This window comes from Hyphobacterium sp. CCMP332 (genome assembly GCA_014323545.1).
Classification (GTDB): Bacteria; Bacteroidota; Bacteroidia; order Cytophagales; family CCMP332; genus CCMP332.
Genome location: CP058647.1, coordinates 12306 through 32119 on the forward strand (window position 1 = coordinate 12306; position 19814 = coordinate 32119).

Here is a 19814-nt window from a genome sequence, read left to right on the forward strand (position 1 = left end):
TAATAAGTTTTAAAACCCTTTCATTAACGCATGAGATTAGCACTTATTCATAAAAATCCGTTTTTAATAATTATTCTGTTTTTGTTTTTAGCCTGTTCGGATGATGAAACTGTGCCTGCTGTTGAACCCATTACAGAAAATGACAGTACAGAAACAAGCTGGGAGTTGATTTTTGAAGAAGAATTTGAAAATAATCTTGTCAAATGGAATATCTGGGAAGGCGGGGCTTTTAACGAAGAGATACAATTGTACCGCAAAGAACAATTGAGCATAGCCGATGGCAAACTGAGCATCAAAAGCAAACGCGAAGCTATTACGGGTTTTGAACATCCCTGGAGCAATAATTCCAAAGAATTTGAATACGTATCGGGCCGCATAGAATCCAAAACACTTTTTAGTCCTTCCGACAGTGCAGGTGAAAGAGAATACCGTTTTGTTGCAAGCATCAAATTGCCTCTGGGTCATGGCATGTGGCCGGCCTTTTGGACTTACGGCGATCCATGGCCTACTCAAGGAGAGATTGATATTTTGGAAGCGAGAGGAGGCGAGCCTTTTATGTTTCAAACCAATATTTTTTACGGCACAGAAACCGACATCAATATCAATAGCAATAACGATGTAGAGCATATTCCCGGTCCTGATTTAACGGCAGACTTCCATAGCTATGAAATGATCTGGAAAGCGGATTCCATCGATATTTTATTTGATGGTTCCCTGCTTTTCAGTTATGCCGCCAATTCCAAAAATAACATCGAGAATTTCTATGGCTCAGATCAGAAAATCGTTTTAAATACCGCTGTTGGAGGATTTTTCTTTTTCGATCGCAACTCTGCGAATTATGCTGATAGCTCTATAATGGAAATCGATTGGGTCAGGGTTTATAAAAAGTAATCTATTTCATCTTTTAATGCTTAAATCATTGTAGAATAATTTAATTTTTAGGGAGCTCCCAGAAATTGAAATGAATAACAGACTCATTCGCACCTTATTGATTATTTACTATTGTACTTTTTGTCATTTTCTAAGTTGGGCAGATACGGAAAGCACTGAAACAGACTCGAGCTATGTTGCTTCCTTTTACAATCATCTCAATTGGCGGTATTATTTGTCACAGAAGTACACTTCTTTGCGTTTGGCCAATGTAAGCGAAAATTACGAACTGAATTACATTCCCAATACCTCACTAAATATGGGCATTGGCGCCACCTATAAATGGGCCACGCTCAACCTGGCCTATGGATTTAGGTTTTTGAATGGAGATCAGGATAAAGGAAGAACAAGATGGCTTGATTTGCAGGCCCATCAGTATTTTAGAAAAATTACCATCGATGTACTCGGTCAGTTTTACTCGGGCTTTTATTTATCACCTGCAGGCAAAGCAGTAAAAGTGGGAAAACAATACTATAACCGTCCGGATTTGAATGTGATTCAAGTAGGTGCTTCTGTACAGTACATATTTAATCATCAACGGTTTTCATACCGGGCGCTGTTTTTTCAAAATGAGTGGCAAAAGAAATCGGCTGGTAGTCCGCTTGCAGGTTTTGAAGTTTTTGTAGTCAATATCAATGCGGATAGCAGCATTGTTCCATCTTTAATTAGCAGGGCAGAGTCTGATCTCAATACTAATTTACTTCGATCCTTTCAGTTTGGCCCCAATTTTGGCTATGCACATACTTTGGTGTTTAAAAAGCATTTCTATTTATCTCTTTCCGGATCGGTTAGTCTGGGTTTTGGCACAAACTCCTTTTTAGATTTGGGAAATAATGCAAGAATCAATTTCACTCCTAATTTTTTTGTAAGAGCTTTTGCAGGTTATAATTCAAGGAAATGGGCCATTGGACTTACGGGCATCAATAATGGGCAGAGTCTGGCCAAAGCAAGTGGAAATGAGCGAGTGACCATTTACAGTGGTAATTTCAGAATTAATTTTGTGTACAGGGTATTACCAAATCGAAGTACGAAAAGAGTGCTCAAACCAATTGATGATTTTGACTTTGATTAGCAAAGCCAAGAATCAGTATGAGAATTTAATGCAGTTTGATTGCAAATAACAATTTGTTCATAGATACGAGTAGAGATTATCCATTTATCTGACCGACCATTCAAGCCCCTTTCAATCCTACAAATCTTCATCATCAAGCCTGATACAAATCATTGCAATTTGGCTCTTTCTGGCTTAGGTTCAATGCTATAATCGCAGAAATATTTGCGATGGAAAAAAGATTGTGCATAGCGTTCTCCCAATGGCAAATGTTCCTGGAGACCCTCAGCGAGCATCACAAAATCTATGCACCGGTGAAAATTGATCAAACGATCGATTATTCCCTAATGAAAGACAAAGCGAGTATCAGCAATATCATTTATAACACACCAAAGCCTGTTACACCACTAAAACTTTTTTTCCTTCCTGTAAAAGAGAATGTCGTCAAAGCACCTTCGAAATCAACCAGACTTCGAATAATCCTCGGCATTCCTTCCTGCGATCTTGATGCATTGGGTATTTTGGATGAATTCTATCTCAATCCACCCTATGTCGATGAATACTATAAAGCGCGAAGGGAAAACACGCTGCTTATTGGTACGGACTGCCATTCAATCAATGAACATTGTCATTGTACCAGCTATGGCGTAAATCCTTATCCTGAAAAGCATTGCGATATAACACTTTCAAGAGTTGATGAAAACTTCATCCTGCAAATTCAAACGAATAAGGGAGAAAAATTTATTGAAGAAAACAGGAAACTTCTCAATAAAGCGGTTGAACCAAATCACGAGCATTTAAATAAGATTTCTGTCAAAAGGAATGAAGTCTTAAAAGAGTTAAACTATAAAAATAAAGATCTTCCCAATTACAAGCAGACAAGTATTTTGGTTAAAGAAGCGCCCGAATCACTTTGGGAAAAATATGCAAGGCATTGTGTGGCATGCGGCGCTTGTGCTACTATTTGTCCTACATGTACCTGTTTCTTACTGATCGATCGCCCTGGTTTTGAAAAGGTAAGACAAATGGATGCATGCCAATATCCCGGATTCGTTCGCACCGCAGGGGGTGAGGATGCCTTGGCAAGCCGGGCTAAACGTTTCCGAAATCGATACATGTGCAAATATGTCTACAAACCGGCAAAATTCGAATCTCTTGCTTGCACAGGTTGCGGCAGGTGCATAGAAACATGTATTGCAAGGATCAATAAGAATGAATTATTTATGGAGGCCGCTAAGACTCATAAATTATCAGAAAATGTCTGATTTCGAAAATATATATCGTCCATTAAAAGCTCCGGTCATCGACATTTTGGATGAATCTCCACTGATCAAAACGTTTGTTATGAAACCGGAATCAGAATTTACTTTCAAAACCGGGGAGTTTATCGAAGTTACACTTAATGGCTACGGAGAAGCACCATTTACTCCTTCATCATCGCCATTGAATCACGATCAGCTCGAGATAACGGTTATGAAAACCGGTTATGTGACAGATAAACTTCATGAAATTAAAAAGGGAGAGGTTTTAGGTATTCGCGGTCCTTACGGAAGGGGATATCCTCTAGATAAATTCTACGGAAAAGAAGTAATTATACTGGGTGGTGGTTGTGGTTTTGCACCGATCCGATCGCTTATGTACAATCTGATCGCCGAAAAAGACAAATTCAAGAAAGTAACGCTTTGCTATGGTGCTAAAAATCCAAGCGAATGTATTTATAAACCATTTGTGGAAGAAGTAAGACAAGTGGACAATTTTGAAGTCTACCGCAGTGTGGATCATGCTGATGGAAACTGGGGTGAAAAAGTGGGAGTGGTGACAATACTACTTGATGATATAAAAGTGAATCCCAAAAACGCGGTGGCAGTTGTATGCGGCCCACCGATTATGATGAAGTTTGGGACTTTCAAGCTTAAGGAATTAGGATTTAAAGATGAGGACATTTATCTCTCAATGGAGAAAAACATGTCCTGTGGATGTGGAAAATGCGGACATTGTATGCTTGGCGATTATTTCGTTTGCAAAGATGGCCCCGTATTTTCCTTTGATGAGATCAGAGACACCCCTGATATTTGGACCTAAAGCAAAGGAAGATGAGTAAAAAGTTGCTTATAGATTTGTTAAAGCTTAGAGATCTCGAAAGGGTAAGTTTCGAGGCTGCCGATCCTGCTTTACTCAAAGGAGAAATTGGTTTTAAATCTATTCGTGAGCTGGCTACATTCCGATTTACATGCAGACGTTGCATGGATGCACCGTGCATCGACAGTTGTCCTGTTGATGCATTGCAAAGGGATGAAGAGCATGTCATTCACAGAAAACTCAATCTATGCATACGCTGTAAATCCTGTATTGCCATGTGTCCATTTGGCACGATGCCCCTTGATCTTTTTCAGGTCAAGCCTGATCATGAGATCTATGACATTTCCAATAAAGAGGAAATGAAACGCTTTGCCGATAATTTTCCCGATGAAATGGTGACCCTTACAGAGGAAGAAGAAGATTGGGAAAAGCACATTTATGCTTTAGGAGATCATGTTTTGATTAAAGATTATGCATGGCATGAATTGCCATAAATTTTGAACCATGAGAGAAGTATTTTACTTTCTGATTTTTCCGGGTCTCGCTTTTGTAGCGACTATAGGAGGTGTTTTGTCATGGCTGGACCGAAAAGTTACTGCATGGGTACAATTCAGAAAAGGACCGCCATTCTTGCAACCGCTCTATGATTTTCTCAAGCTTTTATTGGTAAAAGAGACGATCGTACCGGCCAAAGGTTCGATAACCTTATTTTTAATGGCACCTGTTTTTGGTCTTTTTGGAGCGCTGATGGCCAGCGTTTTTATACTTCTTCCCGCTTTCAACATAAACTCCGGATTCGAAGGCGATTTGATTGTTATCTTTTATCTATTGATCATTCCTCCTTTGGCTTATATTCTGGGAGCCATGGCATCAGGCAATCCATTGGCTTCAGTGGGAGCATCCAGAGAAATCAAATTGATCCTGAGCTATGAGTTGACCTTTATTTTATTACTATCGGCCCTGGTATTTAAATCGGGAATGACTGTAAGCATGCGCGAAATAATTGCAGCTCAATCTGAAACCGTTTTCATCGGAAGTATTTCCGGTGTACTGCTTTTCATAGTCGCGATATTTATCATACAAGCAAAATTGGGTTTTGTACCTTTTGATATAGCTGAAGCTGAAACAGAGATCAATCATGGCTCATTTATCGAGTATTCCGGATCTGCATATGCCATCATCATTCTGACAAAATATATAATGCTCTTTACTTTGACGGCATTTGTGGCTACAATTTTCTTTGGGGGCTTGAGTATTACGGGTATGGGAGCCCTTTACTCAATACTAAAATTACTCGCCGTGGTGGTGCTGGTCATTTTGATTAAAAACACCAATCCAAGGTTGCGCATAGGACAAGCAATGAGGTTTTTCTTTTTATGGATGAACCTTTTGGTGATCATTTCGATCGTTTTGACATTTTTTGGATTCTAAGATTATGGGATTTAAGGACTTCATATTTAAAAAATCGCTTTGGGTATTCCACTTTGGTGGAGCTTCCTGCAATAACTGCGATATCGAGATTCTCGATTGTTTGACCCCGCGTCATGACCTGGAACGCTTTGGTATTAAACTCGTCGGAAGTATTCGTCACGCTGATGTATTGCTTGTCAATGGATCTATTAATAAGAAAGACAAGGATAGACTTGAAAGGCTTTACCAGCAGGCGCCAAAACCGATTTTGGTTGTGGCTATAGGAGCCTGTGGCTGTTCAGGTGGTATATTTTCCGACAGTCTGTTTTTCGCAGGACCGGTGAACCGGATTATACCCGTAGATGCATATATACCAGGTTGTCCGCCCAAACCGGAAGCCATCATCGCCGGTATAGTAAAATTGGCGAATGCCAAAAAAGGAAGAAAGAAACAAAATGAAAAGGTGTTATGACAAAGGAAGAATTATATCGTCAGCTTGAACAAAACCTTGAGCATTACAATGTGATAATAAACAAAGTGAAAAGCAATAGGGTGATTATAGATGTGTCAGCAGATGACATAGTAGAATTGTCAAAATACTTCTTGCAAACATTGAAATGTAGATTGGTGACAGCCACTGCTACACAGCCGGAAAGGGATTTTGAGATCTATTATCATTTCAGCCATGATGAAACAGGCTTGATCATGAATCTGCATGTCAGAGTCCCCTATGATCAACCTGAAATCAAGTCCATTGCAACTTTGACAAAATCGGCTAACTGGATAGAAAGAGAAATGCATGAATTATTCGGAATTGAATTTGAAGGTCATCCGGAAAAAGGACCTTTGATTTCCGATGGTAATTGGGAACCTGGAGAATTTCCTTACAGAAAGAAAACCTAATATCATGAAAGAAAAAATCATCACAATTGGCCCTTATCATCCACTTCAGGAAGAACCCGAATTGTTTAAACTCTATTGCGATGGGGAAACGGTCAAAAACGTTGAATGGGTAACCGGTTATAACCACAGGAGTATTGAGAAACTCAGTGAAGGAAAGACATTTGACCAATCATTTTTCCTTGTTGAAAGAGTTTGTGGAATATGCTCTACCTCTCATCCTTTTGCATTTGCCAATTGTATTGAAGAGATCGTTGGTGTAGAAATTCCCAATCGCGCCAAATACATAAGGAGCATCATAGGCGAAATGGAACGAATTCATAGTCATTTACTTTGGGTCGGTTTGGCAGGTCATTTTCTCGGATACAATACGGTTTTTATGTGGGCATGGAAATACCGCGAACCGGTTCTTGATCTCTTTGAAATGATCTCCGGTAATCGCAACAGTTATGCCATGTTCAAAGTCGGAGGTGTGAGACGAGATATTCCAAATGATCTGATTCCAAGGGTAAGAAAAGTAGTAGCAGATGTGAAAAAGAAATGCGATCTACTGACCGGTGCAGTAATGGACGATCCGGTAATACATGCTAGGACCAAAGGAGTAGGAGTAATAAACCGCAAAGAAGTAATAGAATACGGAGCGTTGGGCCCAACGGCAAGGGCAGCAGGTGTAGAAATTGATGTGAGAAGAGATGATCCTTATGCAGCCTACGATATGGTTGATTGGAAAGTAATTACCGCGCAGCAAGGTGATGTTTTTGCCAAAGCTGAAGTGCGATTGCTGGAAATGTACGAATCTATTTCAATTATCGAGCAGTGCCTCGATGGCCTTGAGAAATTACCGGAAGGAGATATAGAAACTCTGGTGAAAGAAATTCCGGCGGGAATTGGTTTCGGCCGTGCTGAAGCACCGCGTGGTGAAGTATTTCACTTTGTTGAGACCGATGGATCACAATACCCCAAAAGACATAAAATACGCGCACCGAGCTATATGAATATCCCGACCTTCAAAGTTTCTGCAGTGGGACAAACGATTTCGGATTCTACAATTGCTTTAGCAGCTGTGGACCCTTGTTATTGTTGCACCGAAAGGATGGCATTTGTGTATGACTGGAAAAGTGGGAAAAAGTTATTCAACGGCGAAGACCTGATTAAATTCGGTCAATTGAAGACGGATGATGTGAAAAGAAAATTGGAAAAAAATAATTCATGATCTACGATTTCATCATATGGATACCCTTATTGATCGGATTTATACTCCTGATATTTCCTGAGAGAATCAAAAGCATAAAGGCGGCCATCGCTTTATTTACCGGAGTATTTGTATTTTATCATTCTATCCTCCTTTATTTTGGATTGAGTAGTATTCAAAATTCTACAGTAGGGAAATGGCTAGCCCAACTTTTTGATTCCGAACAGGTGTCGGCTCTATTCCTTGTGGATTCACTCAACACCTTAATTGTGACATTTATTGGCTTCTTTACCTTCCTGATTCTGGTATATGCACTGGTATTTATTAGTAAGAAGGATAAATGTCCAAATTACTTCTCATTCATTCTTTTAACATTGGGTGCATCAAATGGTGCTGCATTGGCTGATAACATGTTATTATTTCTTGGATTTTGGAGTTTTTTAGCCATTTCACTGTATCAACTGATCCCCTCAAATAATAAAGAAAGCTCGGCAGCAGCTACCAAGTCCTTAATTATAATTGGCGCATCTGATGTGATCATGCTATTCGGTATAGCTATTATATGGTCGAACACTAACTTGCTGGCCTTCTCTAAACTTAATCTTGAAACAGACAGTAGTCTGAATATAATTGCATTCATCGCATTATTAATTGGCGCATTTACCAAAGCCGGAGCATTTCCATTCCACAGTTGGATACCTGATTTTACTCAGGAAGCGCCCGCTACTTCATCGGCCTATTTGCCTGCTTCGCTGGATAAATTACTAGGTATTTATTTCATGGCGCGATTAATCAATGATGTGTTTACAGTAAATCAATGGCTGACACTTGCTATAATCATTGTGGGGGTTTCAACTATCATCAGCGGTGTGATGATGGCTTTGATACAGCACGATTACAAGAAATTGTTAGGTTTTCATGCCGTTTCTCAGGTGGGTTATATGATTACCGGACTCGGTTTGGGTTCTGCTCTGGGCTTAATTGGTGGGCTTTTCCATATGATTAATAATGCACTCTATAAAAGTGGTCTTTTCCTTTCCGCAGGTAGTGTTGAGAAACAAAGTGGCCATCGTAAAATTGAAGATCTGGGTGGATTGTCTAAAAATATGCCGGTAACCTTTGTTTCGGCACTGGTATTTGCCCTGGCCATTAGTGGAATTCCTCCAATGAATGGCTTTGCCTCAAAATGGATTATTTATCAGGCCATTATCGATTTTGGCAAGACTCCCGGAATAGCAAATAATCTGTGGATATTATGGCTTGCATTAGCCGTAATTGGTTCGGCGCTCACACTGGCGAGTTTTATAAAATTTATTTCAGGAATATTCCTTGGAAGACAAAAAGAGGAATTAGTCAATGTGAAGGAGGCCAAGATCCTGATGCAGATTCCTATGCTGATTATTGCTGTTTTCTGTATTGGATTCGGCGTTTTTGCCACAAATTATGTGGTGCCATTTTTATTTAAAGATATTGTTCCGAGCACATCATATATCGGCACATGGAATTCTGTGCAGGTAAGTTTGCTCATTGTCCTGTCTATAGTGATGGGATTAATAATATATGCTCTGACGAATGTTAAGGGCTTCAGACGTGATGAAAGTTTTGTAGGAGGGGAAATGATGTCTGACAAAGGCGTTTATGAAGTAACTGGTTTTTATAAAACCATTAGTGATGCCAAACCGCTTTCCTTTATCTATCATAAAGCAGAACACAAGTGGTTTGATATCTACGAGCTCTCTAAAACAGGAGTATTACGGCTAACGCAGCTTCTGAAAAGAGCTCACCATGGAGTGTTACAGACCTATGCTATCTGGCTAATTATAGGACTGATTTTAATGATGATCCTTTTACTCTTATTCTAAAACTATGGATGTGCTAATTTCCATAATACTTGTAATAATGATTCTGGGAGCAGTATTTGCTTTAAATGCAAGAGACTTGCTATCTGCAGTAATTTCAACCGGTTTGGTGGGTTACAGTCTTGTAATCTGTTTTTTGCTCTTAAAAGCTCCTGACCTTGCTATAGTTCAGATTGTCGTTGAAACGATCACCTTGGTCATCATGATTGCAGTGGTATTAGATAGTTCCAAAGAAGAACTAAGAGAAAAAACCCTGATCAATTTGAAGGGTGTTAGCTATATCAATTTCCGCTATGTTTTGAACCTGCTTATGATCACTTCATTCGGGTGTATTCTATTTTATTTCTTTTTCGAATCTATTGAACTCATGGCACCTTTAGGTGAACACATTACCAGGATGTCAACAGCCTATATTAAAATGGCTGCAGAAAAAACCGGAAGCGCAAATCTTGTAACCGGTATCCTATTTGATTTTAGGGGATATGATACGCTTGGTGAAGCCACGATATTATTTACTGCTGTAATTGGCGTAATCACAGTATTACGGATTTACGGCAGGAAGAAAGATAAATTAGTAAATCAATGAAAGGCATGACCCTCATAGTGAAAACGGTAGTCAGAATAATGGCAGGGGTGATTTTCATTTATGGCATGTACATTATTCTTCATGGCCATTTAACACCGGGTGGAGGATTTGCAGGTGGAGCTGTAATCGCAGGATCATTGGTATTACTTGTTCTGGCATTTGGAAGTGATAAGCTAAATCTAAAATTGAAGGAAAAAGGATCAGCCATTTTTGAAAGTCTGGCACTCCTGGCTTTTATCACTTTGGCATTAATCGGATTTGGTATTGGAATGCATGTGTTTTTTGGTAATTACTTACCAAAAGGAGAAATCGGAGAATTAATCAGCGCAGGCACCATCCCGCTATACAATATCGCAATAGGAGTGGAGGTTGCGGCAGCATTGTTCACTATTTTTTTAGCATTGGTAATATTTAAGGAGGAGGTGAAGTCATGACAGTGTTTATATTGTGTTTTGTGCTTTTCCTTGTCGGACTTTACGGAGTCCTTACAAAGAGAAATGTAATCAAGATCGTTATAAGTCTGGCGATTATGGAAATAAGCATCTTTCTATTACTCGCATTGATAGGCTATGTAGATATGGGAGATGCGCCGATAATAGTAAATGGATCGGAACAGAAGATTTTTGTTGACCCACTGCCTCAGGCAATGGTTCTTACAGCTATTGTAATCGGTCTGGCAACGAATGCCATGCTCCTTGCAATGGCCATTAGACTGTATCGCAAATACGGCACATTTGATATTCGTGAAATGAGAAACTTAAAAGGTTAATCCATGGAATCTTATATTCTACCATTATTCGTTGTATTGCCTTTGGCCGCCGCATTTATCATACCGGTAATGGGTAGATTTTTCATTGGATTCCCAAGAATAAAGGCATCCTTTATATTTTTGGTGTTGACGCTTTTTAGTCTTTATGCCATGCTTTACTGGGACAGACAAAGGGTGGTTTATGCTATTGGCGGATGGGGGGCTCTTGATTCTATTCCTATTGGTATTTATCTCGTTTATGATGGTTTTAGCTCCTTTATGCTCGGTATTGTAAACTTCATTGCCTTTCTAGCGGCATTCTTCGCCATAGGCTATATCAAAAAATATACGGCAGAGACGAATTTCTATACCTTGCTATGTCTTATGATAGCGGGAATGAATGGTGTGATCCTCTCCGGAGACCTTTTTAATCTTTACGTTTTTCTCGAGATCGCCGCAATCTCTTCATATGCTCTCGTGGCATTTGGAGTGGAAAAAGAAGAACTCGAGGCTTCGTTTAAATATATGGTTTTGGGCGGATTGGCATCTATGATCATTCTGTTTGCCATTGCCATGATCTACTGGGCAAGTAGCACCTTGAACATCGCGGATATTTCGAAGGTATTGGCCGGTTCTGAAGGATCCTACTTAGTCGTATTTATTCAAATCCTATTAATCGTCGGATTTGGTTTGAAGTCAGCAATTGTTCCTTTCCATGCCTGGCTACCAGATGCGCATTCATCGGCACCATCACCAATTTCATCCTTGTTATCAGGAATTTTGATCAAGGCTATTGGTGTATATGTTTTAATTAGACTGTTTTTCAATATGTTCATCATCTCTTATGAGATCGCAATCACATTTACCGTATTGGGTATTTTATCCATTATTGTTGGCGGTTTGATGGCTATCGGACAGTGGGATTACAAAAGATTGCTGGCTTATTCAAGTATTAGTCAGGTTGGATATATATTCACAGGACTGGGAGTGGGGATGATAGTCATTTCAAATGGAGAAAGCATGAGCATAGCCTCAATGGCTATTTTTGGTGCCTTGTTCCATTTAGTCAATCACGCGGTTTTTAAAAGCCTGATGTTTATGAATGCCGGTTCGATTGAACATGCTACGGGTATACGGGACTTAAGACTACTCGGTGGTCTCGGTAAATTGATGCCTGTAACCTCCGCTACTTCATTTAGTGGTTCAATGGCTATTTCCGGTTTGCCACCATTTAGCGGATTTTTCAGCAAATTGGTAATCATTATAGCTGCAGTGCAGGCACAATTATATACTGTGGCATTCATTGCTGCCATTATGAGTGTGATAACGCTCGGTTATTTCTTGAAATTCCATAGGGAATCATTTGCAGCAGAACCAAGATCAAATTTCAGCGCTAAGCGGAATTTACCATTTAGTATGAAAGCACCTATGATTGTTTTAGCATCCATGTGTCTGCTTTTAAGTGCAGTTATGATTCCGCAATTGCGTGAAATGCTATTTGCGCCTGCAGTGGATTCACTTTTGGAATTGACATCTTATTCATCACAAATTCTGGGAGGTTGACATGAAAAAACTGGCATATATTATAATCGGATTTGGCCTTTGGATGATTTTCACATTCAAGCTCAGTTGGGAAAATATTATTGTCGGTATCCTTGTTTCGACCATAACAGTATTCCTTTTTGGAAAATATTTTGTTCAGGATCTCAGCAAATTGCTCGAACCAAAGAGGTATTACTGGTTTATTGTGTATTTATTCGTGTTTATCTGGGAATGCATTAAGGCCAATTTTGATGTGGCTTATAGGGTATTACATCCTGACCTTCCTATAAAACCCGGTATTGTGAAAACCAGGACTACATTGAAAACAGATGTTGCCAAAACCACATTGGCCAATTCCATAACAATGACACCCGGAACCATCACAATGGATATTATTAATGATGACATTTATATACACTGGATTTATGTGAGAAGTACCGATCCAAATGAATACGGAGAAAGAATTGTAGGAAAATTTGAAAAGTACATAAAAAAGATATTTGAATAATAAGATATGACTGAATTCCTCAACATACTGCTTTACATACAAATTGGATTGGTATTGCTCTGTCTTTACAGGATTGTGAGAGGGCCATCCATTGCAGATCGCATGGTGGGGATCGATATTTTTGGAATCCTGGTTGTAGGCATTTGCGCAATTATCGCGATTCAGACCGACAGAATGTTTATTCTGGATATCGGTATTGCATGGATCATATTGAGTTTTGTAGGAACACTAAGCCTGGCGAAATACCTGGGAGGAAGGAGGCTCAATGACTAGTATATTCGCAGCAATATTGCTTGGAATAGGAGTTTTATTCAATTTATTTGGATGTATCGGCTTAGTACGTTTGCCCGATGTATACAATCGACTCCAATCTGCTACCAAATGTGTGACACTTGGAACATGTAGCATATTATTAAGCGTGCTTATCTACTATGGCTTTAACAGTATAGGTGTAAAAGCACTGATAGCCATACCTTTATTATTTTTTTCAGCCACGGTTGCAGCACATGCATTAGCACGTGGATCATATCAATTTGGTATAAGGCTAGGGGAGAAAACGGTGGTGGATCATTACAAAGACAGAAAAACCTTAGAAGAAGGAGGTAAAAATGAAATATCCGAAGATAAGAGAGATCAGGGAAGCACTGGTATCCCTGTTCACACCGGCATACACAAATAAATTTCCATACAAGGACCATATACCTGAAGTAGGATTCAGGGGCAAACCTGTGGTGGATGAAGAATACTGTGTGGGTTGTGAAACCTGTGCTAATGTATGTCCCTCGCATGCCATAACTTTTGAAGACCAGAAGGAGAGAGGCCTCAGGATTATTACGCGGGATTATGGGAAGTGTATTTTTTGCGGACAATGCGAAGATCATTGTATTACGGGTAAAGGTGTGAAATTGTCGAAAAGTATATATGACCTCGCAACATTGGATACAGCAGAATTAGTTGAAAAACAGGAACGAGAACTGGTAATATGCGACGGCTGTGGTACGGTGATTACAACAAAGGAGCATTTACAATTTTTGAGAAATAAACTCGGCCCACGCTATTATTCCAGTATTTTAAATCTTAACGTTCTGAATAGAGATCTCGAATTGGCAAAGGAAGAGGATACAAAAGTGGAAGTAAAAGACTGGTTGAAAAGGAAGGATATGTTCAATAACCTCTGTCCCAATTGTTTAAGAAAAATTCAGGTGAAAAATTTAATGGGCTAAAGTCAGAATGACAAAAATCCCGTATGATTTGAAATTGGATCAAAAAATAAGGCGAATCCTGCTCGATAAAATACCATTATTTGTAGGCGTTGGGAATGTTTTCAAACACGATGACGGTATTGGAGTATATATTGCTGAGGAGCTAAAAAAAGACAAAGAAAATGTCATAATAGCCGAAATGAGTATAGAAAAGTTTATCGGCAAGATAAATAATACCCAGCACGATGTTCTCGTGATTATAGATGCTATTAGTTTCAATAAGGAGGTCGGCTATGTTGATATAGTACCGGTTTCGAAAATTCTGGATCAGACTTCTTCAACACATAATCTATCTTTAAAAAGAATAGCCGAGTTTTTTGATAAACCCGTTTATATTCTCGGCATCCAACCCGCAGATGTATCGGCAGGAGAGGGCTTTTCAAATCAAATAAAGAAGAGCGCCAATGAACTATTGGGACTTTTATTGTAACTGCAATAAATGACCTTAACTCGGTTTGGCTAAAATATCAATGCCAGTTCGCAAGTTTCTGATTAAAAATTTGAAATAGCATTGGGGATTTATTTTATGAACCCGATATATCTTGTTTCTTCATGCTCCAGGGAAAGAGATAACCCTTTGTAAAAGCTACAGATAGGGCAGAAGGAATTTCGGCTTCCGATTGTATCACTTTGGCCCTGGATTCCTCAATTTTAGCCATCATCTCCTGTTCGAGGGCGACGGCCTGGGCTCTTCGCTTTTCGGCTTTTGCCTTTGCTATTTCCAGGTCTGCCATGGCCTGATCTATTTGCAATTTGGCACCAATATTTTTTCCGATATTAATATCGGCTATATCGATCGACAGGATTTCGAATGCGGTGCCTGAATCGAGGCCATGCGATAAAACCAATTTTGATATTTTACCCGGTTCTTCGAGGACTTGCAGATAACTGGGGGCCGAGCCAATACTCGATATTATTCCCTGACCCACACGCGCTTTAATCGTTTCCTCTCCGGCACCTCCAACCAGTTGTTTTATATTAGTGCGAACGGTAACGCGAACATCTGCTATCAACTGAATGCCATCATTTGAAACAGCCATTATGGATGGCACCACTATGATATAGGGTGTTACGGATATTTGCACGGCTTCAAGCACATTCCTTCCTGCCAGATCAATTGAGCAGGCATTGGCAAAGCTCAATTCCAGATTGGCTTTATCTGCAACAATCATGGCTTTAATAACATTTATTACATTGCCCTTGGCGAGATAATGTGTTTCCAAAAGGTTTGAATTGATGTCTTTTAAACCCGCTTTTTGGCCAAGAATCAATGATCGCGCAATAAGATTGGGTGGTACTTTTCTGAAACGCATAAACGCCAGATCCAAAAGTCGAATTTTTACGCCAGAAAAAATTGCGGTGATCCAGATATTAAAAGGTAAAAGATAAAAGAGCAGCCAGATGGAAGCCAGAACCAATCCCGCAAAAATCATTTCTTGATATACCATTTATGTACAGGATTGTTTGAGCAATAAAAGCGAAAGTTACATCTATTATGCCTGATTTTATTGCTGTATCTAAATTTGATTAAGATTTTTCAATTGTTGCATCATATAAAGCTCAGGTTTAGCTTTTAAAGCAAATTGATATTTTTTAATAGTTTCAGTTTTTCAGTGATTAATTCACAAATCATTCAAAGCACTGATAAAAATCATTCTAATTTGTTCATGAATTCTGGAATATGCATTTAAAGCTCAACAAGATTAGATAATGCTACTTAAAAGTATATTTTTAAAAGGCATAGGAGTCTTTTTCTTTTATTGATAATAGTGAATATCAAAATGCATAATTAAATTATATGGAATCTTCCAGAATTTTTGATGCCCTGAGCGACGTTGTAGTAATCTGTGATAAATACTCAAAAATAATTGAAGTTTCACCATCAATTGAAGACATTTTTCTATACAAAAGGGAAGAAGTGATAGGTGAGGATTTGAATATTCTCATACCACAGCGATTTCACAAAGGCCATCAAAAGATGTTTAAGAGCTATACCCAAAACCCTGTTTCAAGAAGGATGGGAACCGGGCGGAAGTTATTTGCTATTGATAAAAACGGGGATGAATTCTCTATTGACATTTCACTTTCATCTGCAGTAGAGAATGGCCAAATGATGTTCATTGCCATAATTAGAGACATTAGTGATATCATTCAAATACAAAGAAAACTGGAGGAGGCCAATTTAGAATTAGTGTCCAGAAATAAAGAACTCGATCAATTTGCACATATTGTTTCACACGACCTTAAGTCGCCCATAAATAACATTACAGCATTAATTAACCTAATAAAAAGCGATCACCTTGAAAATATAGGTAAGGAAGGAAGGGAATTGTTTAAACTTGTTGAAAAGTCGAGTTTGAGAATGAATGGCCTGATCGAAGCCGTTCTCAGTTATTCAAGAGCGGGGCATTCACAAATAGAAAAAAGCAAATACAATCTGCAGGATTTGATAGCCGAAGTGGTTGAAAATCTTCAAATAAAAGAAAGCTTTGAAATCATTAACAGGGTTGAAAATCTGGATCTACATTCCAACAGAACACAGATGTTTCAGGTGCTTTCCAATCTGATCGGCAATGCAATAAAATATCACGACAAGAAAAAGGGCAGGGTAGTGCTGAGTTCGAAAACAACCATCGATGAAATAGAAATAAGCGTAAAAGACGATGGTCCCGGAATAGAGGAAAAATACCACAATACCTTATTTAACATATTCAGCAAGGCCCACAGCTCTTCAAGAAAAGACAGCAGTGGAATAGGATTGGCGATTGTCAAGAAACTGGTAAAACAGAATAATGGAACAATCAAAGTTATTTCTGCCCCGGGGCGGGGATCTGAGTTTATTTTTACCTGGAAAAAATAGGGCAATTCAAACTTTACCCATTTATTAATTACAAATCCAATTGAATAAGACTAAATAGCTTTATTGCAAGATAACTGGAACAGTAAACTTGCTTTGAACCCATACAAAGTTGATTGTGACGCCTTCATCATTAGGACTAAACCCGATGGTAAAGGTCTCTACTTCGGATGCAGGTTTTTCAACAGGCGCATCAACGGTAAGTATGTCCAATTCGGGATCGGGCTCCGATACACCAAAAAACACATCAGTTTCAGAGTTTAAAGTTACTTTAAACACATCAGGTCCCGGAACCGCATACATACGATAGGTTCCTGCTTTAATAGGCTCACCGGCAAATAAAACATCCTTATTAAAGGTAATTTCCGTAGCCGCATTGGCACCTAATCTCCAGTATTTACCATAGGGCTGTAAGGCACCATCTTCCTCAGAACCAAAAATAAGTCTGCCTTTTTTAGAAGGCTGAGAGTATTCGATGGTAATTTCCAGTCCGTCCTGGTTATAAGTGGCCGTTGCCGGAGGACTGACAGGAGTGGCAATAAATAAACCGTAAAGGGACCAGAGGATAAAAACCCCAAGAAGGATTCCAATTCCAATTAATATTTTTTTTAGCATGATTTCTGATTTTAGTGCGTCTAAGTTAATCTATTCTGATGAGCAATTACCATTTTGATCTCTCCATAGGAATAATTTTTAGGTAGATTAGATTTGATTTCTGCCAGGCCCACTGCATCGGATTCAAGCACCTTTTGTATTTTCTTGATTTTGGTATTGGATACCAGATCTTCGATTGGAATCTTACCTGTTTTAATATATTCTGCCAAATGGCCTTCGATGGTACTTTCCACCAATGCTCTTTCTGCTGCAATTTCCTTAATTGTTTTGCCATTTTGAAATAATTTAAAGCTGATCTCAGCCGTAGGCGTTTTATCCTTGGCAGGCTTTTTCACTTTTCCGGATATCAAATCCTTGCTGAGACGGGATTTAAATTTTTCTCCAAAATCAGCGCCCGATTTCAAATTCCCAATTAAATAAGAAAAGCGTTCTATATCCTGTATTTTTCGAATCAGGACATCGCTTATTTCTTCCAACTCTTTGCGATAAGCTTTTACCTTTTTCTCTTTTGCTATTTCAGCCGCATGCGCCTGAATCTTTTCTGCAATGGGCAGGAGTTTATCTAGAAAATAACGTTCTGCTTTTGTGCTTCTATCGGCTAAGCGATCGAGATAATCCGCATGGCCTAGAATGCGCTGAATTTCCTTTGAAAAACCTTCTCCTATGCCTCTTAATTCCTGTATTTCATCCAAAATCGCTTTTGTCCATTCGCTGTATTTCTGTTTGATGGAGCGATTTTCATCTTTGTTAAAGCCTTTCTGATGATGCTTTAGTTTATTGTGCAATGTTGAAAGATCATAGGCATTCTGTCCAAGCTCCAATACAAATGCCTTTTGATTGTCTTCAAGATTTTCTTCCAATTCTTTTTGTTCCAATTGTGCGGCATTGAATCGGGCCAGACTCTCGTCAATTTTTGGAGGATTTTCAGGAAGGGGAGAGGATAAAACCAATCCTTTGAGCGAAGTCAGCCGCGAAAGAGCCACATAGAGCTGTCCGGGAGCAAAAGTGCCCGAAAGATCCAGAATGGCCTTTTCAAAAGTTAAACCCTGACTTTTATGAATCGTCACCGCCCAGGCCAGTTTGATTGGGAATTGCTTAAAACTTCCGAGATAACTTTCTTCAATTTCATTGCTTTCTTTATCGAGAATGTATCTTTTGTTTTCCCAGATATAGGGACTCACCAAAACTTCTGATCCGTTTTCAAATTGAACCCATATTTCTTCCTGCGAAAGACTCGAAATCAAGCCGATTTTACCGTTAAAAAATTGCCCTTCGCCGCTCGGATCGTTTTTAATAAACATGACCTGCGCGCCTTCTTTTAATAGCAATTGCTCAGAAGTTGGAAACATACTTTCGGGAAAATTGCCATCAATTTCGGCATGAAAGGTATAAAGCGATGCATCCAGATCACTCAGTTTTTGCTGATTGAGTTTATCCGCGCGATAATTATGCGTGGTTAAATGTATAAAGCCGGCTTCCCCCGCTTCGGCAAAATCGGGATTGTAATAGCCATTAAGGAAATTAAGGTCCTCTTGACTTTGCTCATTGTGCCGCAAACGGTTGAGCAATTCGATAAATTCCTGATCATCCTGACGGAATATTTTCCTGAGTTCCACATGAATGGGTGGATTGTTTTCAAGTGCTTTGGAATAAAAAAAGTAAAGACTCGGATAGTAATGACCCAGCAGTCTTTTCTCATGTTCTTTGACTACCGGAGGCAATTGCATTAAATCACCAATAAATAGAATTTGAAGCGCACCAAAAGGAGAGGAGTTTTTACGGAGGTAACGCAAAGTAAAATCAATGCAATCGAGTAGATCGGCGCGAAGCATGCTGACCTCATCGATAATTAAAAGCTCAATTTCATTGATGAGCTGTCTTTTGCTGGCATTAAATTTAAAGTCCTGAAAAAGGGTCTTTGGGATGGACACCCGGTCATTTGTTTGCTCCAGGGCTATATTTTCCGGAATAAAAGACCCAAAGGGCAATTGCAAAAGCGAATGGAGCGTAACACCGCCCGCATTAATGGCGGCAATACCCGTTGGAGCTGCAACCACCGCTTTTTTATGCGTATGGTCGATGATGTATTTGAGAAAAGTCGTTTTTCCCGTTCCCGCTTTTCCAGTGAGAAATATATGCCTGTTGGTTGTATTGATATAGCTGGCCGCCAGTTTGGCCATGGCCTGTAATTCCATAGCTGGTAAAAATAAGGACAGATTTCACATTATTTTATGAGAATGTGTGAAGGGGGGAAATTAAGAATTAAAAATTAAAA

The 19814-nt window shown here is 39.2% G+C and carries 23 protein-coding genes; 20 read left to right on the plus strand and 3 right to left on the minus strand.

All coding sequences use genetic code 11. From position 1 onward, the window contains the following. The first annotated feature begins 30 nt into the window (after positions 1–30). The 19 genes from HZR84_00050 (at position 31) to HZR84_00140 (ending at position 14497) form a co-directional block, all read left to right on the plus strand. Positions 31–891, plus strand: coding sequence for a glycoside hydrolase family 16 protein (locus HZR84_00050; GenBank protein QNL20407.1), 861 nt, complete (start codon positions 31–33; stop codon positions 889–891). Positions 892–961: 70 nt separating this feature from the next. Beyond that, complete coding sequence (locus tag HZR84_00055; GenBank protein ID QNL20408.1) at positions 962–2002, plus strand: DUF4421 domain-containing protein; 1041 nt, start codon at positions 962–964, stop codon at positions 2000–2002. A gap of 248 nt (positions 2003–2250) precedes the next feature. Next, a complete protein-coding gene (locus HZR84_00060) occupies positions 2251–3246 on the plus strand; it encodes a 4Fe-4S dicluster domain-containing protein (protein QNL20409.1) in 996 nt (331 codons plus the stop codon). Beyond that, the gene (locus HZR84_00065; protein ID QNL20410.1) at positions 3239–4063 is read left to right on the plus strand and encodes an FAD/NAD(P)-binding protein; all 825 of its coding nucleotides are present in this window, start codon (positions 3239–3241) and stop codon (positions 4061–4063) included. The genes HZR84_00060 and HZR84_00065 overlap by 8 nt, the downstream gene beginning before the upstream one ends. A gap of 11 nt (positions 4064–4074) precedes the next feature. Beyond that, on the plus strand, positions 4075–4554 hold the full coding sequence (locus HZR84_00070) for a hypothetical protein (protein QNL20411.1): 480 nt from the start codon (positions 4075–4077) through the stop codon (positions 4552–4554). 10 nt (positions 4555–4564) lie between these two features. Continuing rightward, positions 4565–5491, plus strand: coding sequence for an NADH-quinone oxidoreductase subunit H (locus tag HZR84_00075; GenBank protein ID QNL20412.1), 927 nt, complete (start codon positions 4565–4567; stop codon positions 5489–5491). 4 nt (positions 5492–5495) lie between these two features. Further along, complete coding sequence (locus tag HZR84_00080; protein ID QNL20413.1) at positions 5496–5942, plus strand: NADH-quinone oxidoreductase subunit B family protein; 447 nt, start codon at positions 5496–5498, stop codon at positions 5940–5942. Next, positions 5939–6373, plus strand: coding sequence for an NADH-quinone oxidoreductase subunit C (locus HZR84_00085; GenBank protein ID QNL20414.1), 435 nt, complete (start codon positions 5939–5941; stop codon positions 6371–6373). Before HZR84_00080 ends, HZR84_00085 begins: the two co-directional genes overlap by 4 nt. A 4-nt stretch (positions 6374–6377) precedes the next feature. Continuing rightward, entirely contained in the window at positions 6378–7583 is a 1206-nt protein-coding gene (locus HZR84_00090; protein ID QNL20415.1) for a nickel-dependent hydrogenase large subunit, read from the plus strand. Next, positions 7580–9424, plus strand: a complete 1845-nt coding sequence (locus tag HZR84_00095; GenBank protein ID QNL20416.1) for a hypothetical protein — start codon at positions 7580–7582, stop codon at positions 9422–9424. Before HZR84_00090 ends, HZR84_00095 begins: the two co-directional genes overlap by 4 nt. A 4-nt stretch (positions 9425–9428) precedes the next feature. Continuing rightward, positions 9429–10007: a DUF4040 domain-containing protein gene (locus tag HZR84_00100; GenBank protein ID QNL20417.1), complete on the plus strand. Its 579-nt coding sequence runs from the start codon at positions 9429–9431 to the stop codon at positions 10005–10007. Further along, positions 10004–10441, plus strand: coding sequence for a sodium:proton antiporter (locus HZR84_00105; GenBank protein QNL20418.1), 438 nt, complete (start codon positions 10004–10006; stop codon positions 10439–10441). The genes HZR84_00100 and HZR84_00105 overlap by 4 nt, the downstream gene beginning before the upstream one ends. Beyond that, on the plus strand, positions 10438–10776 hold the full coding sequence (locus tag HZR84_00110) for an NADH-quinone oxidoreductase subunit K (GenBank protein ID QNL20419.1): 339 nt from the start codon (positions 10438–10440) through the stop codon (positions 10774–10776). The genes HZR84_00105 and HZR84_00110 overlap by 4 nt, the downstream gene beginning before the upstream one ends. A 3-nt stretch (positions 10777–10779) precedes the next feature. After that, complete coding sequence (locus HZR84_00115) at positions 10780–12318, plus strand: NADH/ubiquinone/plastoquinone (complex I) (GenBank protein QNL20420.1); 1539 nt, start codon at positions 10780–10782, stop codon at positions 12316–12318. 1 nt (position 12319) lies between these two features. Then, positions 12320–12805, plus strand: a complete 486-nt coding sequence (locus HZR84_00120) for a Na+/H+ antiporter subunit E (GenBank protein ID QNL20421.1) — start codon at positions 12320–12322, stop codon at positions 12803–12805. Positions 12806–12811: 6 nt separating this feature from the next. Further along, positions 12812–13078 (plus strand): multiple resistance and pH regulation protein F, encoded by a 267-nt coding sequence (locus HZR84_00125; GenBank protein ID QNL20422.1) that lies wholly within the window; start codon positions 12812–12814, stop codon positions 13076–13078. After that, the gene (locus HZR84_00130) at positions 13071–13484 is read left to right on the plus strand and encodes a monovalent cation/H(+) antiporter subunit G (protein ID QNL20423.1); all 414 of its coding nucleotides are present in this window, start codon (positions 13071–13073) and stop codon (positions 13482–13484) included. The genes HZR84_00125 and HZR84_00130 overlap by 8 nt, the downstream gene beginning before the upstream one ends. Beyond that, on the plus strand, positions 13414–14028 hold the full coding sequence (locus tag HZR84_00135) for a 4Fe-4S dicluster domain-containing protein (protein ID QNL20424.1): 615 nt from the start codon (positions 13414–13416) through the stop codon (positions 14026–14028). Before HZR84_00130 ends, HZR84_00135 begins: the two co-directional genes overlap by 71 nt. 7 nt (positions 14029–14035) lie before the next feature. Further along, complete coding sequence (locus tag HZR84_00140; GenBank protein QNL20425.1) at positions 14036–14497, plus strand: hydrogenase maturation protease; 462 nt, start codon at positions 14036–14038, stop codon at positions 14495–14497. 94 nt (positions 14498–14591) lie between these two features. On the opposite strand, the gene floA is transcribed toward HZR84_00140, so the two are convergent. Next, the gene (floA, locus tag HZR84_00145) at positions 14592–15515 is read right to left on the minus strand and encodes a flotillin-like protein FloA (GenBank protein QNL20426.1); all 924 of its coding nucleotides are present in this window, start codon (positions 15513–15515) and stop codon (positions 14592–14594) included. A gap of 350 nt (positions 15516–15865) precedes the next feature. On the opposite strand from floA, the gene HZR84_00150 reads away from it, so the two are divergent. Continuing rightward, positions 15866–16927 carry a PAS domain-containing sensor histidine kinase gene (locus tag HZR84_00150; GenBank protein ID QNL20427.1) on the plus strand — a complete coding sequence of 354 codons (1062 nt, stop codon included), beginning with the start codon at positions 15866–15868 and terminating at the stop codon, positions 16925–16927. 60 nt (positions 16928–16987) lie between these two features. Here the strand turns inward: HZR84_00150 and HZR84_00155 are convergent, their stop codons facing one another. After that, a complete protein-coding gene (locus tag HZR84_00155) occupies positions 16988–17539 on the minus strand; it encodes a DUF2911 domain-containing protein (protein ID QNL20428.1) in 552 nt (183 codons plus the stop codon). A gap of 20 nt (positions 17540–17559) precedes the next feature. Further along, a complete protein-coding gene (locus HZR84_00160; protein QNL20429.1) occupies positions 17560–19734 on the minus strand; it encodes a helix-turn-helix domain-containing protein in 2175 nt (724 codons plus the stop codon). Positions 19735–19814 lie beyond the last annotated feature (80 nt).

Excerpts from the sequence above, each read along its gene's own strand:
- HZR84_00080 (QNL20413.1), top strand. The coding sequence starts at position 5,496 with ATGGGATTTAAGGACTTCATATTTAAAAAATCGCTTTGGGTATTCCAC.
- HZR84_00105 (QNL20418.1), top strand. The coding sequence starts at position 10,004 with ATGAAAGGCATGACCCTCATAGTGAAAACGGTAGTCAGAATAATGGCA.
- HZR84_00085 (QNL20414.1), top strand. The coding sequence starts at position 5,939 with ATGACAAAGGAAGAATTATATCGTCAGCTTGAACAAAACCTTGAGCAT.
- HZR84_00120 (QNL20421.1), top strand. The coding sequence starts at position 12,320 with ATGAAAAAACTGGCATATATTATAATCGGATTTGGCCTTTGGATGATT.
- HZR84_00155 (QNL20428.1), bottom strand. The coding sequence starts at position 17,539 with ATGCTAAAAAAAATATTAATTGGAATTGGAATCCTTCTTGGGGTTTTT.
- HZR84_00115 (QNL20420.1), top strand. The coding sequence starts at position 10,780 with ATGGAATCTTATATTCTACCATTATTCGTTGTATTGCCTTTGGCCGCC.
- HZR84_00070 (QNL20411.1), top strand. The coding sequence starts at position 4,075 with ATGAGTAAAAAGTTGCTTATAGATTTGTTAAAGCTTAGAGATCTCGAA.
- HZR84_00110 (QNL20419.1), top strand. The coding sequence starts at position 10,438 with ATGACAGTGTTTATATTGTGTTTTGTGCTTTTCCTTGTCGGACTTTAC.
- HZR84_00095 (QNL20416.1), top strand. The coding sequence starts at position 7,580 with ATGATCTACGATTTCATCATATGGATACCCTTATTGATCGGATTTATA.
- HZR84_00150 (QNL20427.1), top strand. The coding sequence starts at position 15,866 with ATGGAATCTTCCAGAATTTTTGATGCCCTGAGCGACGTTGTAGTAATC.
- HZR84_00075 (QNL20412.1), top strand. The coding sequence starts at position 4,565 with ATGAGAGAAGTATTTTACTTTCTGATTTTTCCGGGTCTCGCTTTTGTA.
- HZR84_00135 (QNL20424.1), top strand. The coding sequence starts at position 13,414 with ATGAAATATCCGAAGATAAGAGAGATCAGGGAAGCACTGGTATCCCTG.
- HZR84_00125 (QNL20422.1), top strand. The coding sequence starts at position 12,812 with ATGACTGAATTCCTCAACATACTGCTTTACATACAAATTGGATTGGTA.
- HZR84_00065 (QNL20410.1), top strand. The coding sequence starts at position 3,239 with ATGTCTGATTTCGAAAATATATATCGTCCATTAAAAGCTCCGGTCATC.
- HZR84_00050 (QNL20407.1), top strand. The coding sequence starts at position 31 with ATGAGATTAGCACTTATTCATAAAAATCCGTTTTTAATAATTATTCTG.
- HZR84_00100 (QNL20417.1), top strand. The coding sequence starts at position 9,429 with ATGGATGTGCTAATTTCCATAATACTTGTAATAATGATTCTGGGAGCA.
- HZR84_00130 (QNL20423.1), top strand. The coding sequence starts at position 13,071 with ATGACTAGTATATTCGCAGCAATATTGCTTGGAATAGGAGTTTTATTC.
- HZR84_00140 (QNL20425.1), top strand. The coding sequence starts at position 14,036 with ATGACAAAAATCCCGTATGATTTGAAATTGGATCAAAAAATAAGGCGA.
- HZR84_00160 (QNL20429.1), bottom strand. The coding sequence starts at position 19,734 with ATGGAATTACAGGCCATGGCCAAACTGGCGGCCAGCTATATCAATACA.
- HZR84_00060 (QNL20409.1), top strand. The coding sequence starts at position 2,251 with ATGTTCCTGGAGACCCTCAGCGAGCATCACAAAATCTATGCACCGGTG.
- HZR84_00055 (QNL20408.1), top strand. The coding sequence starts at position 962 with ATGAATAACAGACTCATTCGCACCTTATTGATTATTTACTATTGTACT.
- floA (QNL20426.1), bottom strand. The coding sequence starts at position 15,515 with ATGGTATATCAAGAAATGATTTTTGCGGGATTGGTTCTGGCTTCCATC.
- HZR84_00090 (QNL20415.1), top strand. The coding sequence starts at position 6,378 with ATGAAAGAAAAAATCATCACAATTGGCCCTTATCATCCACTTCAGGAA.